Source organism: Streptomyces spectabilis (assembly GCF_008704795.1).
Classification (GTDB): domain Bacteria; phylum Actinomycetota; class Actinomycetes; order Streptomycetales; family Streptomycetaceae; genus Streptomyces; species Streptomyces spectabilis.
Genome location: NZ_CP023690.1, coordinates 2881455 through 2896985, shown reverse-complemented (window position 1 = coordinate 2896985; position 15531 = coordinate 2881455). Strand labels below are relative to the sequence as shown.

The following is a 15531-nucleotide window of genomic DNA, read 5'->3' as shown; positions in this document are numbered from 1 at the left end:
GTACTCCTTGAGGGCGGGGGGCGGGCTCAGCGGCTGACGGGCACGCCGAGCAGCGGCCACACCGCGAGGGCGAACAGCAGGACGAGCGCGGCCGTGAGCGGGGCCAGGACGGCGGAGAGCCGCAGCAGGTCACGCGGGGTGTAGGTGGGGGTGCCGGGGATGTCGGCGAACAGGGTCACCGGCTTCGCCGAGGCGGGCAGGGTGTGGCAGAAGCCCGCGGCGGCCGTGGACGCGAGGGCCGCGGCGACCGGGTTCACACCCGCGCCCACGGCGGCGGCCACGACCAGCGGCACGAGCACCGACGAACGGGCCGAGCGGGACTGCAGGACCAGATGGGCCGCCGTGCTGACCGTGATGACGACGGCGAGGAAGAGCCAGGGCGGCACGTCGACGGGAAGGCCCGTCACCAGCCACTTCGCGGCGCCCGACTCGGCGAGCGCCACGCCCATCGCCATCGTCGCCGCCATGAAGAGCAGCAGCGACCACGGCACGGTCTTCAGGGCGTCCTTGAGCCGGACGGTGCCGAGCGCGGGCGAGGCCGCGACGACCGCGCCGATCAGCGCGACCACGGCGGGCGGGACGCGGTGCAGCGGCTCGCTGCACCACAGCGCGACGACCGTGCCGAGCAGCAGCGCGCAGCGCGTCTCGGCGGCCTCCCAGGGGCCGGTCACGGGCTGTTCGGTGTGCTCCTGTATCTGCTCCGCTGTGATGGCGACAGGACCTTCGCGGTCCGCGCGGCGCGTGGTCGTCAGGAGCACGGCCTCGGCGGCGAGGTGGGACGAGGCGATCGCCAGCGGCAGGCCGAGCAGCAGCCACTTCGTGAAGCCGATCTCCTGTCCGGTGCTCTCCCACAGGACGGACACCGTGATCAGATGCGCTCCGGCGCCGATCAGGGTCGCGACCGCCGACAGCAGGATGACGGTCGGGAAGAGCAGCGCCAGCATCACCGCCAGTCGTCTGCGGTCGGCCAGGACCTTGGAGAGGGCGAGGAAGACGGGCAGCGCGAGCGCGGCCCGGCCCGACGTGGCGGGCACCGCGAACGCCGTGACCACGAGCGCGGCGGTCGTCAGGTGCGTCAGCTGCCGGACGCTGCGCGCCCCGCTGACCAGGAAGGCCGCCGCACGCCCCGCGAGGCCGCTGCGCGCCACCGCGGCCGCGAGGACGAACGCGCAGATCAGCAGCCACACCGTCTCGTCCCCGAGGGTGCCGAAGAGGGTGTCGCTGCTGATCACGCCGGTGGCGGTGAGGGCGAGCCCCGCGCCGAGCGCGATGTACGTGTCGTCGATGGGCGTGCCGATCCAGGCACAGGTCGCGAGCGCGAACACGGCGAGCGTGAGCCGGGCGTCGCCGCCGAGGCCGGGGAAGTTGCCGGGGACGGCGAGGAGCGCGCACAGGCTCAGGGCCAGGCACAGGAGGATCAGTTGCCGCGGTGTCGCTGTCACGCGCCCAGCGTCGCGGGGCGCGGTGAGCCCTCAATGAGCCCCACATGAAGGAAACTTCACCGAGCGCGCCCGCCTCGGCGAGGGGGCCGGAGCACGGCTCGGGCCACGGCTCAGGCGGGCAGCCGGTACCCCATCCCGCGCACCGTCTCCAGGCGTTCCGCGCCCAGCTTCTTGCGCAGCGCCCGTACGTAGACGTCCACGATGTTGGACCCGGGGTCGAAGTCGTACCCCCACACGTGGGACAGGATCTGTTCGCGGGCGAGCACCTGCCCCGGGTGTCTCAGGAACAGCTCCAGGAGCACGAACTCACGGGCCGTCAGGTCCACCGTCCGCTCCCCGGAGCGGGCCCTGCGGGTGCGCAGGTCCAGCGAGAGCGAGCCCGACTTGAGGACCGTCACCTCCGGCGCCCGCGCCGCCGTGCGCAGCCGCAGGCGCACCCGGGCGAGGAGTTCCTCGAAGCGGAACGGCTTGGTCATCCAGTCGTCGGCGCCGCCCTCGAGACCGGCCACCGTGTCCCGCACGGAGTCCCGGGCGGTCAGCACGATCACCGGCACCGTCACCCGGGCCTCGCGCAGTTCGCGCAGCACGGTGAAGCCGTCGCGGCCGGGCAGGCCGATGTCCAGGACGACCAGGTCGAAGCCGCCGGTGACGGCGTAGGCGAAGGCGGCGTCGCCGTCGCCGACCACGGTGGTGGTGAAGCCGTTGGCGCGCAGGCCCTTCTCGACGAAGGAGGCGATGCGTTCCTCGTCCTCGACGATGAGGATGCGGTTCACGTGCGTACCTCTTCCAGGGGGCGGACGAGTTCCAGGGTGAGGGCGAAGGTGGCGCCGCCGCCCTCGGTGGCGTCGAGGCCCACCCGGCCGCCGTGGGCCTCGGCGATCGCGCGGACGATGGCGAGCCCCAGGCCCGCGCCGCTGGTGCGGGCGCCGCGCCGGGACGTGCCGCGCCGGAAGCGCTCGAAGATGACCTCGGCGTCCTGGGCCTGGACGCCGGGCCCGCTGTCGGCCACGTACAGCTCGATGCGCCGGCCCGCGACGCGGGAGCCCACGCGGATGCGCTCGCCGCGGGTGGTGTGCTGCACGGCGTTCTGGGCGAGCTGGACCATGGCCTGGGTGATGCGCTGCGGATCGAGGACGGCCTCGCGGTCGGCGACCTCGGCCAGCTCCCAGCGGCGCTCGCCGAGCGTGCGGACCTTGACGAAGACGTCGGCGGTGAGCTCGGCGAGCCGCACCGGCTCCGGGGTGATGAAGTCCGGGCGCTCGGCCTTGGCGAGGAGGAGCAGGTCCTCCACGATGCGGCTCATCCGGTCCAGCTCGTCGGTGACCAGGCGCACGGTCTCCTCGCGCTCGGCCGGGTCGTCGCCCATCAGCTCCAGGTGGCCGCGGACGATGGTGATCGGGGTGCGCAGCTCGTGCCCGGCGTCGTCGACGAACTCGCGCTGCGCGGCGAAGGCCCGCTCCAGGCGGTCCAGCATGCCGTTGAACGTCCCGGCGAGCGCGGCGACGTCGTCGTGCCCGCGCACCGGGATGCGCCGGGTCAGGTCCTGCTCGGTGAGCTGGGCGGCGGCGGTGCGCACCAGGCGGACCGGCTTGAGGATGCGCCCGGCGACCACCCAGCCGATGCCGGTCGTGAGCAGCAGCGCCACGCCGGAGATGGCCAGGAGGATGCGGAACACGTCGTCCGCCTTGGCCTGTTCGCCGCCCGGGTGGAAGGCGACGACGAAGGCCGCCTCCGGCTCGCCGCCGTGCGGGGCCACCTCGACCTTGGCCCAGCGCAGCTCGCCGGAGGGCCGCTCGAGGGTGCCGGTGGAGCCCTCGGCCGCGAAGATCTGGCGGCGGGCCGCGGGGTCGCGGTGCAGCGGGTGCGCCACGGACAGCTCACGGGCCTGGGTGAGCTGGGCGGGGCCCTGCCCGGGGCGGCGGACGAGGCCGATCAGCTCCTCGCCCGGGTCGGCGTACTGCCGCTCAAGGAAGACCTTGAGGAGGCGGCGCGGGTCGGTGAAGGGATCGCCGGTCACCGGGTCGACGCCCCGGTCCTCGAAGTGGGTGAACTCCCCGGTCTCCTGGGTGAGCAGCCGGTTCACCCGGTGGTCGACGTCGCGCAGCAGGATCGAGCGGGTGGTCGCGGCGACCGCGGCGAACGCGACCGCCATCACCACGAGCAGCCACAGCAGGATGCGCACGCGCGCGGAGATGCGGCGGCGCACGGCTCCCCGGGAGCCGGGGGGCTCGGGGGAGTCCGGGGGGCCGGGGGAGCCGTGGGGGTCAGCCGTCGTCGCCCGGTCCGTCGTCGGCGTCGTCGTCCGCGTCGTCTCCCGGCTTCCCGGGGGTGCCGGATCCGGAGCCCCGGTCGTCGTCATCGTCATCCGCGTTCCCCGTGCCGCCCTTGCCGTTCCCGCTCTCCTCGGAGCTCTCGCTGACCGGAGGCCGGTCGACGACCTGGTCGCTCGGGGTGGGCTCCGGCGCCGCCGGCGTGCCCGACGGGGAGCCGCTCTCCAGCTCCACCTTGGGCGGGACCTTGGGCTCCGCGGGGGAGTCCGTCAGGGCGTAGCTGGTCGCGGCGATGCCGAGGGGGATCGCCACGACGGCCGCGAGGGCTGCCATGCGGTGGGAGAAGACCATGGCAGCGAGCGTGCGGGGCGTACCGCGTCATCAGGATGAGCCGGGGATGAAGAAACCCTCATCCGGCGGCGCCCGCCGTCAGGAGTCGAGGCCGATCGCGAACGCGGCCTCCAGGTCGTGCTGTGAGTACGTACGGAACGCGACGTGCGTGTCCGTCCCCTCGACGCCCGGGATCTTGCTGATCCGGCCGGGGATGACGTCCGCCAGGTCGTCGTGGCGGGCCACCCGGACCATGGCGATCAGGTCGTACGTGCCCGTGACGGAGAAGACCTCGCTGACGCAGTCGAGGGCGGCGATCGACTCGGCGATCTCCGGGATCCGGTCCACGCTGGTCTTGATGAGCACGATCGCGGTGATCACGGCTGGCTGTCTCCCTCGGTGGCCGGTCCTGAGGCTTTCACTCTATCCGCCCGCCGACAGCGCACCCAGGCGTAGACAAACCCGAGCGAAAAGCCCACCAGGTGCGCCAGATAGGCCACGCCGGGCCCCTGCCGCTGCTGCCCCGCCGCCACCCACTGGAGCGCCACCCAGAACGGCAGCACCACCCAGGCCGGAAACCGCAGGGGCAGGAAGAACAGGAACGGGAAGAGGCTGGTGACGCGCGCCTTCGGGAAGAGATAGAGAAAGGCGCCGAGCACGGCGGAGATCGCCCCGGAGGCGCCGACGAGCGTCTGGCCCGACCCGGCGTGCGCGACGGCGTAGCCGAACAGGGCGAGACAACCGCAGCCCACGGTGAAGAGCGCGTACTGGAGGTGGCCCATGCGTTCCTCGACCATGACCCCGAACACGTACAAGAACAGCATGTTGCCCAGGAGGTGGAGCCAGCTGCCGTGCACGAACAGGGCCGTCAGAGGGGTGAGGGCGGCGCGCGGCTTGCCGCTGAGGAGTTCGACGGGTACCACCCCCCAGCGTTCGAAGTAGGCCTGCTGGGCGGCGACGATCCGGTCGCCCGTGCCGTACGAGGGGTTGAGCCCGGACAGCGGCGACAGGACGAAGACGACGCAGCAGACGGCGATCAGCGCGTACGTCACCGGGGCGGTCGGGTGCCTGAGCGCACGGCCCGTCGCCGCGCCCCACGTGTTGATCATGCGCAGAGCATGGCGTAAGCGAGCCAAACGGTACAGACCGCCTCGCCCGGGTGGACCCGTGCGCCGGAGGGGCACCCTCCAGAGGTGCGCACGGTGGTCCTTACGCAGGCCTTAGGGTTACGGGAAATACGCATCACGGCCTCCCGAAGGAAAGCGAACGTCACGATGACGGTTCCCCTGCCGACCGACACCACCCGATGGCGCTGCACGCTCTGCGGCAACCTCACGCGGTTCGACGTGACCCGCTCCTCGAAGGTCGTCGAATACGTGCACCTCGACCTGGCCGGAGAGCCGAACGTCGAGGAACGCGAGGTGGTCAGTGAGACCATCGAGTCGGTCCGCTGCCGCTGGTGCAACGCGGTGGACCAGGTGGAACTCGTGGACAGGCCCGGGGCCGGCTCCTGACGGGAGCGGGCCCCGCACAGCTAGTGGGGTGACCGATGGTGGAGAGCGCGGGCGAAGCGCCGGAGGACGGCGCCGCCGAGGTGCTCGACCGTCCGCTGCCCGACGGCGTGCGGCGGGCGGTCGTACAGATCGTGTCGGACGGCTTCGGCGGGCTCACGGTGGGCGAACTGCCGCCGCAGCTGCGGCAGTACGCGCGCTTCACGCCCACCAGGCGCGTGAAGTTCGCGGGCAACGCCATGGCCGCGGCCCTGGAGAACGACCCGGTGTTCCGCCAGCGCATCGGCGAACGCCTGCGGGAGGCCCAGCCCGAGCTGACCGGCGCCCTGGACGCGGGCACCCCGCCGCCCGCCGCCGACCCCCTTGACGTGGCGGCCGCCGCCTATGTGCTGCGCCCCACCGGCTGGGTGAAGCTCGTCACCGCCGCGGGCGAGGAGGCCCAGCGGGCGGACGCCGAGCGCGCCGACGAGGAGACCCGGGCCGAGCTGGAGCGCCTGCGCGCGGAGCTCGCCGCCGCCCGCGCCCACACCAAGGCCGAGACCGAGCGCCTGCGCGCGGAGCTGGACGCGGCGAAGAAGGAAGCCGAATCGATGCACCGCAAGCTGCGCGGGGCACTCAGCGACGTCAAACGCGGCGAGGCGGCCCTGCGCAAGGCCGCCGCCGACGCCGAGGCGGCGCGCGCCGAGGACCAGACGCAGCTCTCGGCGGCCGACAGCGAGACCCGGCGCCTCAAGTCCCGCCTCAGCGAGGCCGAGGCGGCCCTTGAGGCCGCCCGCAGGGCCGCGCGCGAGGGCCGCAGCGTCGAGGACATGCGGCTGCGCCTGCTGCTCGACACGGTGCTCGACGCGGCCCAGGGGCTGCGCCGCGAACTCGCGCTTCCGCCGGTTTCGGTGCGCCCGGCCGAGACCGTGGACGCCGTCGAGCCGGGCCGGATGACGCCCAAGGACATCGCGGCCCGCGCCCTGTCCGAGAACGACCCGGCGATCCTGGACCAGTTGCTCGCGCTGCCGCAGGCGCACCTGGTCGTCGACGGCTACAACGTCACCAAGACCGGCTATCCCACGATGCCCCTGGACAAGCAGCGGCTTCGCCTGCTCGGCTCGCTCTCGCAGCTCGCGCTGCAGACCGGGGCCGAGGTCACCTGCGTCTTCGACGGCGCCGAGCTGGCCGCGCCGGTGCTGCTCGCGCCGCCGCGCGGGGTCCGGGTGCTGTTCTCGAAGCCGGGCGTCACGGCGGACGAGCTGATCCGCCAGCTCGTGCGCGCCGAGCCGCCCGGGCGGCCGGTGATCGTCGCCTCGACCGACCGCGAGGTGGCCGACGGCATCGCCAAGGCCGGGGCGCGGCCCGTGGCGTCCGCGGTGCTCCTGAAGCGGCTTACGCGCGGCTAGCCGGGATCCGCAACTGGCGTTCCCTATGCCCGAATTGGACCGCTGTCGCATGCGACGGAGCGTCAAGTGACCGCTACCGTCCGTCGATCAACTGTAAAGAAAACGCTCGTTGACCGAATTTATCGCGGTCAGGATTTGATCTGATCACAACGGGGTCACTAGGGTCGCGGCCAGACCTCCGCTCTGTTGATCACTCATCGAAGGAGCCGCCTTCGTGGCTTCCCACCGTCGTCTCAAGCAGCCGGGCCGCGCCCGCGTGACCGTGCTCACCGCGACCGCCGCCGCTGCCGTGGCGCTCACCTCGCAGGCCGCCAACGCCGCGCCGAGCGAGAAGCCGAGCAAGGACGAGGTGAAGTCCAAGGTCGACAAGCTCTACGAAGAGGCGGAGAAGGCGACCGAGAAGTTCAACGGCGCCAAGGAGAAGCAGCAGAAGCTGGAGAAGCAGGTCGACCGCCTCCAGGACAAGGTCGCCCGCGGCCAGGACGACCTCAACGACATGCGCAGCGGCCTCGGTTCGCTCGCCAGCGCGCAGTACCGCTCCGGCGGCATCGACCCCTCGCTCCAGCTGTTCCTCTCCTCGGACCCGGACAGCTATCTGGACAAGGCCTCCGCGCTCGACCAGCTGAGCACCAAGCAGGCCGAGGCCCTCAAGAAGATCCAGGCGAAGCAGCGCACCCTCGCGCAGCAGCGCAAGGAGGCCTCCGACAAGCTCGCCGACCTCGCCACCACGCGCGAGGAGCTCGGCAAGAAGAAGCGCGAGGTCCAGGGCAAGCTCGGCGAGGCGCAGCGCCTGCTCAACTCGCTGTCCGCCAAGGAGCGCGCGGCCCTCAAGGCCAAGGAGGACCGCGCCAGCCGCGACGCCGAGCGCAAGGCGTCGGACGCGGCCGACGCGCCCAAGACGGACGCGCCCAAGGGCGGCGTCAAGGGCTCCAGCCGCACCATGGCGGCGTACGCCGCGGCGCAGAGCAAGATCGGTTCGCCGTACGTCTACGGCGCCAGCGGCCCCAGCTCCTTCGACTGCTCCGGCCTGACCTCCTGGGCCTACGCCCAGGCCGACGTCTCCATACCCCGGACCTCGCAGGCCCAGGCCAACTTCGGCACCCGCATCGCGTCGCAGAGCGACCTCAAGGTCGGCGACCTGGTCATCTTCTACGGCGACCTGCACCACGTCGGCTTCTACGCGGGCAACGGCCAGGTGCTGCACGCCCCGCGCACCGGCGCCGTGGTGCGCTACGAGTCGATCAACAACATGCCGTTCCAGTTCGGCGTCCGGATCTGACCCCGACGGCCGTAGCGGCACCGCCCGATCGGGCGAATTCCGCCACCTTCCAGTGACCCCGCGCCCCGCCGATGACCTGCGTCTGAGGCGGGGCGTCACCGTGCGTAGGCACCGAGGGTCTTTGGCCGCGACCTGATCGCGCGGCTACTGTCGCGCGCGTTCCCCGACAACCGGGGTGCGGCTTCCGCTTCCGCGGGGGTCCGTCCAGCGGAAGGGAGAGCGGCTACCCGTGGGGTCCCATCGCCGTCCCGCCATCACCGGCCTCGACCGGAGCGCGCGCACCGCCACCGTCACCGTGCTGTCCGCCGCCACCGCGGCCGCGGCCCTCGCGGTCCCCGCGAGCGCCGCCCCCGCCGACACACCGGCTGCGACAAAGGCCAGGGTGGACCGGCTCTACGAGCAGGCAGAGCAGGCGACGGAGGCGTACAACAAGGCGGACGAGCGCGCGGACACGCTGCGCCGCCAGGTCGAGCGGTCCAAGGACAAGGTCGCCCGCGGCCAGGAGCGCATCAACGAGATGCGCGGCACGATCGGCACGCTCGCCGAGGCCCAGTACCGCTCGGGCGGCATCGACCCCTCGCTCGCCCTCATGCTCTCCTCCGACCCGGACGCCTATCTCGACAAGGCCTCGGCCCTCGACCGCATCAGCTCCCGGCAGACCGGCCACCTCACCAAGCTCCAGCGCGCCCAGCGGGCCCTCGCCCAGGAGCGCGCCGAGGCGGGACGCAAACTGGCCGAACTGGAGTCGAGCCGCAAGACCGTCGCCCGCCACAAGCGCTCCGTCGAGGACAAGCTGGCCAAGGCCCGGCGGCTGCTCAACTCCCTCTCGGCGGCACAGCGCGAGGAGTACGACAGGTCCTCGCGCTCCGCGGGCGGCGGCGAGTCAAGGCCCGACCTCTCCGGCGCCGGGGCCCCGGCGTCCTCGCGCGCGGCCGCCGCCATCGCCGCGGCCCGCTCGGCGGTCGGCAAGCCCTATGTGTGGGGCGCCAACGGCCCCTCCGGCTTCGACTGTTCGGGCCTCACCCAGTGGTCGTACGCACAGGCGGGCGTCGGCCTGCCGCGCACCTCGCAGGCGCAGCGGTACGCCGGGACGCAGGTCCCGCTCGCCCAGGCGCAACCCGGTGACCTGGTCACCTATCGCGACGACGCCAGCCACGTCGGGATGTACGTGGGCAACGGCCAGGTGGTGCACGCGCCCTATCCGGGCGCCGCGGTGCGCTACGACCCGGTGGGCATGATGCCGGTGTCGTCCGTGACACGCGTCTGAGTGACGCGATTGCGCGGGTGGGCCGCCGTCGGCCGCGGGCGGCGCGCCCGGCCCCCGTACGATCGACAACGTGGCTGGTCGACGACGTGGGCGTGGCGTGCGGGCGGCGGGACTCGGGCTCGCGGTGCTCGCCCCCTTCGCGTTCGCGGGCTGCGGCGGCCCCGAGTCGGCGGACGCCGTGCCCGACGGGGTGCGCCACCTCCTCGACCGGCGGGCCGCGGCGGTGCTCGACCGCGACGAGCGGGCCTACCGGGCCACGGGCGGCCCGTTCACCGCGTTCGACAACGTGCGCGAGCTGCCGCTGCGGTCGTGGTCGTACCGCCTGAAGGACTTCGACCGCGACGGGGCACGGGCCACCGCCACCGCCGAACTGCGCTACCGCGTCGCGGGCTACGACCGGGCGCCGCTCACCGTGGACCGCGCGCTGGCCCTGCGCCAGCGCGACGGCCGGTGGTACGTCAGCTCCGAGCGGCCCGCGCGCAAGGCCGCCGAGCAGCTCTGGGACCAGGGCCGCGTCGAGTCCGTGCGCGGCACCCACAGCCTGGTCCTAGGCGTCGGCAGGGAGCGCGCGGACCTCAGACGGTACGCGCGGCTCGCCGACGACGCGGTGCCCGACGTGAGCGCCGCCTGGCCGCGCCCGTGGGCGGGCCGGGTCGTGGTGCTCGTCCCGAGGTCCCTGGACGGCATGGCCGACCTGCTCGGCGCGCCCGCCTCCGGCTACCAGGGCATCGCCGCGGTGACCACGGGCGAGGCGGGCGGCTCGGGCACGGCCCCCGCCGACCGGATCATCATCAACCCCGACGCGTACGGCGTCCTCGGCGACCTCGGCAAGCAGGTCGTCCTCACGCACGAGGCCACGCACGTCGCCACCCGCGCCGACACCTCGCGGGCCACCCCGCTGTGGCTCTCCGAGGGCTTCGCGGACTGGGTCGGCTACCGGGGGACGGGCCGCGACCCCGAGCAGGCCGCCCCGGAGCTGCGCCGCGCGGTCGTGGACGGCTCGCTGCCCGCCGCGCTCCCCGACGACGCGGACTTCGGCTTCAGCGGCGACGCGAGCCGCCTCTCCCGGGCGTACGAAGGGTCCTGGCTGGCCTGCCGGATGATCGCCGAGCAGTGGGGCGAGCGGAAGCTCGTGGAGTTCTACGCGGCCGTCGGCGCCCACGACGAGCGCGCGGGCGCGGTGGCCGAGGAACTGCGGGACGTCCTGGACATCGGCCCCGAGGACTTCACCGCGCGCTGGCGGGACTATCTGCGGCGGGAACTGGGCTGACCTCCGGGGCGGCCCCGGCGACCGTCTGCCGCCACAGCGTCCGGCAGGCCAGGAACGCCGCCGCCACCAGCAGGCCGTTGCGGACGACGAGCAGCGTCACGCCGAGCGGATCGCTCGCCACCACGTGCGAGAACCAGACGGGGAACTCCAGGAACGTCACGAGCGTGGCGGCGAGCACGAGCCGGGCGGGCACGGCCATGCGGCTGTCCCGGTACACCAGGCACACCGCCGCGACGCCGACCAGCCACACCAGGTACTGCGGGCTGATCACCCGGCTCGTCGTGGTGAAGAGCAGCACCGCGGCGAAGGCCGCGTCCGCGGGCGTGGTCACCGACCAGGCGCGGGCCCGCGCCCGCCACAGGAGCAGCCAGCCGAGGGCCGCCACCGAGAGGACCTGCGCCGCCGTGCTCACCGCCGGGACGTAGGGGCCGAGGAACTCCACCGAGCCGTAGTTGAGCTGCACGGTGCCCTGCCAGCCCAGGTGGCGCGCCACGTGGAAGACGAGCGCGCCGAGCGACTCCACCTCCGTGCCCCGGTCGCGCTGGAAGGCCAGGAAGGCGAGGGCGCCCGGCATCGCCGCGGCGAACACCACCGTGACCGCGGCCGCCGTGGCCGCCGCCGCGCCCCAGGAGCGCCGCGTCGCCCGGCCGCGCGGGGCGCCCACGAGCAGCAGCACCGGCCACACCTTCACCAGCGCGCCGAAGCCGGCGAGGGCCCCCGCCGCGCGGGCCCGGCGCGCCCCCGCGAGCAGGGCGGCGACCGCGAGGGCCGTCACCATGAGGTCGTACCGGGCGTAGGCGGTCGGGCCGAGCAGCGCCACGCCCGCCGTCCACACCCACACCCCGCGCAGCGTGCGGCCCGGCCGTCCGCCCGCGTACAGCAACAGGCCCGTCACCACCGCGTCCGCCACGAACGAGAGCAGGAAGAACGCGGCGGGGTAGCTGAGGAACGGCAGAAGGCCGGGCCCGAGCACCGCGAGCGCCGCGGCGGGCGGGTACTGCCAGGTGACGTCGTCGAGCGGGAACGTGCCGGTGCGCAGGACCTCGAACCAGCCCTGGTAGATGAAGGTGACGTCGCTGGTGACGTCGGGTCCTGGCGTGACGATCACGCGGAAGACGCACAGCAGCAGCACGGCCCTGGTCAGGGTCCAGACGGCCAGGAGACGCAGCTCGTGGGCGCCGGTCCGGGGCGCGGGGGCCGGGGCCGCGGTCGTGTCCGCGTCAGCGTTCGTGCTCGCGTTCGTGCTCGTGCCCGCCATGCGCACCTCGCCCGTTTTCTGATACTTCATTCCTATTCGTTCGTCATCATGCCCGGGCCGGGGGCGGGCCCGTGTGAGGCGGGGCCGTGCGGCGCGCGGGGGCGCCCGGCCGGTACTGTCAGCCGCGATGCACAAGACCCTGATCGTCACGAACGACTTCCCGCCCAGGCCCGGTGGCATCCAGGCGTTCCTGCACAACATGGCGCTGCGCCTGGACCCGGCCGAGCTCGTCGTCTACGCCTCCACCTGGAAGCGCGGCCGCGAGGGCGCCGAGGCCACCGCCGCCTTCGACGCCGAGCAGCCCTTCACGGTCGTCCGCGACCGGACGACGATGCTGCTGCCCACGCCCCGCGTGACCGGCCGCGCCGTCTCGCTCCTGCGCGAACACGGCTGTACGTCGGTGTGGTTCGGCGCGGCGGCGCCGCTCGGCCTGATGGCGCCCGCGCTGCGCAAGGCCGGGGCGCGGCGCCTGGTGGCGACGACGCACGGGCACGAGGCGGGCTGGGCCCAGCTGCCCGCGTCCCGTCAGCTCCTCGGCCGCATCGGCGAGTCCACGGACACCCTCACCTACCTCGGCGAGTACACGCGCTCGCGCATCGCCGCCGCGCTGACGCCCGCCGCGGCCGGGCGCATGGTCCAACTCCCGCCCGGGGTCGACGAGAAGACCTTCCACCCCGGCTCCGGCGGCGACGCGGTGCGGGCACGCCTCGGCCTCACCGACCGCCCCGTCGTGGTCTGCGTGTCCCGGCTCGTCCCCCGCAAGGGCCAGGACACCCTGATCCTCGCCATGCCCCGGATACTCGCCGCCGAGCCGGACGCGGTGCTGCTGATCGTGGGCGGCGGGCCGTACGAGAAGGAGCTGCGCAAGCTCGCCGCCGAGACGCGGGTCGCGGACTCCGTGGTGTTCACCGGGGCCGTGCCGTGGGCCGAGCTGCCCGCCCACTACGGCGCGGGGGACGTCTTCGCCATGCCCTGCAGGACCCGCCGCGGCGGGCTCGACGTCGAGGGCCTCGGCATCGTCTATCTGGAGGCCTCCGCCACCGGCCTGCCCGTCGTCGCCGGGGACTCCGGCGGGGCACCCGACGCCGTCCTCGACGGGGAGACCGGCTGGGTCGTCCGGGGCGGGTCCCCCGAGGACGCGGCCGAGCGGATCGTCGCGCTGCTCGCCGACGCGGAGCTGCGCCGGCGGATGGGGGAGCGGGGCCGCGCCTGGGTCGAGGAGCGCTGGCGCTGGGACCTCCTGGCGGAGAGGCTGCGCGACTTGCTGTAGCCCCGCCCTCATCGGCCTGCGGCCTCGTCCTCAAACGCCGGACGGGCTGAAAGATCTCCGGTGCGGGCCGCAGACGAGATCCGGTCCGCACCGGCAACCATCCAGCCCGTCCGGCGTTTGAGGACGAGGCGCGGAGCGCCGATCAAGCCGCGCGGGCTACCCCCGGTACAGGGCCTCGACCTCGTCCGCGTAGTCCTTGGCGACTACATTGCGCTTCAGCTTCAGGGACGGCGTCAGGTGCCCGGAGTCCTCCGTGAACTGCGCGGACAGGACCCGGAACTTGCGTACGGACTCGGCCTTGGACACCGCCGCGTTCCCGTCGTCCACGGCGCGCTGCACCGCGGCGAGCAGCTCGGGGTCCTCCCGCAGCGAGGCCGCCGTGGCCCCGGCGGGCTTCCCGTGCTCCTGGGCCCACCGGCCGAGGAACTCCTCGTCGAGCGTGACGAGCGCGGCCACGAAGGGGCGCCCGTCCCCGACGACCATGCACTCGGCGACGAGGGCGTGCGCGCGGATGCGGTCCTCGATGACGGCGGGCGCGACGTTCTTGCCGCCCGCCGTCACGATGATCTCCTTCTTGCGGCCGGTGATCCGCAGATAGCCGTCCTCGTCGAGCGTGCCGATGTCCCCGGTGTGGAACCAGCCGTCGGCGAGGGCCTCCTCGGTGGCGCCCTCGTTGTTCCAGTACTCCTTGAACAGGTGCTCGCCGTGCAGCAGCACCTCGCCGTCGTCGGCGATGCGCACGACCGAGCCGGGCAGCGGCTGCCCGACCGTGCCGATCTTCTGCCGGTCCCAGGGGTTGAAGGCGGTGGCCGCGCAGGACTCGGTGAGGCCGTAGCCCTCCAGGACGGTGAAGCCGATGCCGCGGAAGAAGTGGCCGAGGCGCTCGCCCAGCGGGGCGCCGCCGGAGATGGCGTACTCGCCGCGCCCGCCGAGGACGGCCCGCAGCTTGCTGAAGACGAGCTTGTCGAAGAGCTTGTGCTTCAGGCGCAGGCCCAGGGAAGGGCCGCCCGGCGCGTCGAGCGCGCGGCTGTACGCGATCGCCGTGTCCGCGGCCTTGTCGAAGATCTTGAGCTTGCCGTCGGCCTGGGCCTTGGCGCGCGCCCCGTTGTAGACCTTCTCGAAGACGCGCGGCACCCCCAGGATCAACGTCGGCCGGAACGCGGCCAGTTCGTCCGTGAGGTGTTTGATGTCGGGGGCGTGGCCCAGCTTGATGGGGGCCATCAGGGCGGCCACCTCCACCAGGCGGCCGAAGACGTGCGCGACGGGAAGGAAGAGGAGCACCGAGCACTCGCCCGTGCGGAACAGCGGATTGAGCCGCTCCACCACGTTGCCGCACTCCGCGAAGAAGCTGCGGTGGGTCAGGACGCAGCCCTTGGGGCGCCCCGTGGTGCCCGAGGTGTAGACGATGGTCGCCGGGTCGTCGGCGCCCGCGACCGCGCTGCGCTCGTCGACGGTCTCGTCGGAGACCTCCGCGCCCGTCCGGTTCAGCTCCGCCACGGCGTCCCGGTCGATCTGCCACACGTGCGCGAGGGCCGGCAGGCGGTCGCGCACGGACTCCACGGCCTCCGCGTGCGCGTCCGACTCGACGACGCAGGCCACGGCGCCCGAGTCGCCGAGGATCCACTGGATCTGCTCGGCCGAGCTGGTCTCGTACACCGGCACGGTGACCGCGCCCGCGCTCCAGATCGCGAAGTCGAACAGCGTCCACTCGTAGCGCGTGCGGGACATCAGGCCCACCCGGTCGCCCGGCCCGACGCCCGCCGCGATCAGCCCCTTGGCGGCGGCCCGCACCTCGGCGAGGAAGGCCGTCGCCGAGACGTCCTCCCAACGTCCGTTCACCTTGCGACCGATGACGGCGACATCCGGATGCTGCGCGGCGTTGCGGCGGACGATGTCGGTCAGATTGCCGTCCGCGGGGACCTCGTACAGGGCCGGAAGGCTGAACTCGCGCAAGACTGCTGCTCCTACATAGGGCGCCGACGCCACGACGTTGTGCGATGCGACGGTGCGGTCCAAGGTCGGGCAGGCGCTCAGCCGAGGGGGCTTACGGGGGGTTCGTCGAGGGAGCCGAGCGCTACTGGACTGCCCGGACGTTACCCACCGGTATGGCTGGTTCGGTAGGGGGGCCGGGCCAGATGTTCCGTGCGTCACACGACGTTGTGGTCTGAACCGCACAGTACGCCACGCACTTCCTGACTCGGAAGTAACCGCAGGTCCCCCCGCCGCGCCCGGCCCCACACCCCGCC

Annotated in this window: 14 protein-coding genes; 6 read left to right on the top strand and 8 right to left on the bottom strand. The window is 73.4% G+C overall.

Translation table 11 applies throughout. From position 1 onward, the window contains the following. Nucleotides 1-26: 26 nt before the first annotated feature. The 6 genes from CP982_RS12510 to CP982_RS12485 form a co-directional block, all read right to left on the bottom strand. On the bottom strand, nucleotides 27-1442 hold the full coding sequence (locus CP982_RS12510; RefSeq protein ID WP_150510593.1) for an SLC13 family permease: 1416 nt from the start codon (nucleotides 1440-1442) through the stop codon (nucleotides 27-29). 110 nt (nucleotides 1443-1552) lie between these two features. Further along, complete coding sequence (locus tag CP982_RS12505) at nucleotides 1553-2215, bottom strand: response regulator transcription factor (RefSeq protein WP_150510592.1); 663 nt, start codon at nucleotides 2213-2215, stop codon at nucleotides 1553-1555. Then, entirely contained in the window at nucleotides 2212-3594 is a 1383-nt protein-coding gene (locus CP982_RS12500; RefSeq protein ID WP_150515442.1) for a sensor histidine kinase, read from the bottom strand. The genes CP982_RS12505 and CP982_RS12500 overlap by 4 nt, the downstream gene beginning before the upstream one ends. Nucleotides 3595-3706: 112 nt before the next feature. Then, the gene (locus tag CP982_RS12495) at nucleotides 3707-4063 is read right to left on the bottom strand and encodes a small secreted hydrophilic protein (protein ID WP_150510591.1); all 357 of its coding nucleotides are present in this window, start codon (nucleotides 4061-4063) and stop codon (nucleotides 3707-3709) included. Between the two features lie 78 nt (nucleotides 4064-4141). Beyond that, entirely contained in the window at nucleotides 4142-4423 is a 282-nt protein-coding gene (locus CP982_RS12490) for an Lrp/AsnC family transcriptional regulator (protein WP_055550052.1), read from the bottom strand. Then, nucleotides 4420-5151: a rhomboid family intramembrane serine protease gene (locus tag CP982_RS12485; protein WP_150510590.1), complete on the bottom strand. Its 732-nt coding sequence runs from the start codon at nucleotides 5149-5151 to the stop codon at nucleotides 4420-4422. The genes CP982_RS12490 and CP982_RS12485 overlap by 4 nt, the downstream gene beginning before the upstream one ends. Nucleotides 5152-5316: 165 nt before the next feature. Here CP982_RS12485 and CP982_RS12480 point away from each other — a divergent pair, with 165 nt between their 5' ends. From CP982_RS12480 to CP982_RS12460, 5 genes are all read left to right on the top strand, one after another. Next, nucleotides 5317-5556 (top strand): hypothetical protein, encoded by a 240-nt coding sequence (locus CP982_RS12480; RefSeq protein ID WP_138959284.1) that lies wholly within the window; start codon nucleotides 5317-5319, stop codon nucleotides 5554-5556. Nucleotides 5557-5591: 35 nt separating this feature from the next. Next, nucleotides 5592-6941 carry an NYN domain-containing protein gene (locus tag CP982_RS12475; protein WP_150510589.1) on the top strand — a complete coding sequence of 450 codons (1350 nt, stop codon included), beginning with the start codon at nucleotides 5592-5594 and terminating at the stop codon, nucleotides 6939-6941. Nucleotides 6942-7155: 214 nt separating this feature from the next. After that, on the top strand, nucleotides 7156-8220 hold the full coding sequence (locus CP982_RS12470; RefSeq protein ID WP_150510588.1) for a C40 family peptidase: 1065 nt from the start codon (nucleotides 7156-7158) through the stop codon (nucleotides 8218-8220). Nucleotides 8221-8449: 229 nt separating this feature from the next. Beyond that, entirely contained in the window at nucleotides 8450-9487 is a 1038-nt protein-coding gene (locus CP982_RS12465; RefSeq protein WP_150510587.1) for a C40 family peptidase, read from the top strand. Between the two features lie 70 nt (nucleotides 9488-9557). Further along, nucleotides 9558-10757: a hypothetical protein gene (locus CP982_RS12460; protein ID WP_229878922.1), complete on the top strand. Its 1200-nt coding sequence runs from the start codon at nucleotides 9558-9560 to the stop codon at nucleotides 10755-10757. Here the strand turns inward: CP982_RS12460 and CP982_RS12455 are convergent. Beyond that, on the bottom strand, nucleotides 10714-12045 hold the full coding sequence (locus tag CP982_RS12455) for a glycosyltransferase 87 family protein (protein ID WP_229878923.1): 1332 nt from the start codon (nucleotides 12043-12045) through the stop codon (nucleotides 10714-10716). The genes CP982_RS12460 and CP982_RS12455 overlap by 44 nt on opposite strands. A gap of 97 nt (nucleotides 12046-12142) precedes the next feature. Between CP982_RS12455 and CP982_RS12450 the strand changes: the two genes are divergently transcribed. Continuing rightward, nucleotides 12143-13285 carry a glycosyltransferase family 4 protein gene (locus tag CP982_RS12450; protein WP_150510586.1) on the top strand — a complete coding sequence of 381 codons (1143 nt, stop codon included), beginning with the start codon at nucleotides 12143-12145 and terminating at the stop codon, nucleotides 13283-13285. A gap of 156 nt (nucleotides 13286-13441) precedes the next feature. Here the strand turns inward: CP982_RS12450 and CP982_RS12445 are convergent, their stop codons facing one another. Continuing rightward, nucleotides 13442-15238, bottom strand: a complete 1797-nt coding sequence (locus tag CP982_RS12445; RefSeq protein ID WP_150510585.1) for an AMP-dependent synthetase/ligase — start codon at nucleotides 15236-15238, stop codon at nucleotides 13442-13444. Between the last annotated feature and the right edge of the window lie 293 nt (nucleotides 15239-15531).

Coding starts and splice junctions, on each gene's coding strand:
- CP982_RS12500 (WP_150515442.1), bottom strand. CDS start 3,594: ATGGCGGTCGCGTTCGCCGCGGTCGCCGCGACCACCCGCTCGATCCTG.
- CP982_RS12495 (WP_150510591.1), bottom strand. CDS start 4,063: ATGGTCTTCTCCCACCGCATGGCAGCCCTCGCGGCCGTCGTGGCGATC.
- CP982_RS12485 (WP_150510590.1), bottom strand. CDS start 5,151: ATGATCAACACGTGGGGCGCGGCGACGGGCCGTGCGCTCAGGCACCCG.
- CP982_RS12480 (WP_138959284.1), top strand. CDS start 5,317: ATGACGGTTCCCCTGCCGACCGACACCACCCGATGGCGCTGCACGCTC.
- CP982_RS12475 (WP_150510589.1), top strand. CDS start 5,592: ATGGTGGAGAGCGCGGGCGAAGCGCCGGAGGACGGCGCCGCCGAGGTG.
- CP982_RS12455 (WP_229878923.1), bottom strand. CDS start 12,045: ATGAAGTATCAGAAAACGGGCGAGGTGCGCATGGCGGGCACGAGCACG.
- CP982_RS12450 (WP_150510586.1), top strand. CDS start 12,143: ATGCACAAGACCCTGATCGTCACGAACGACTTCCCGCCCAGGCCCGGT.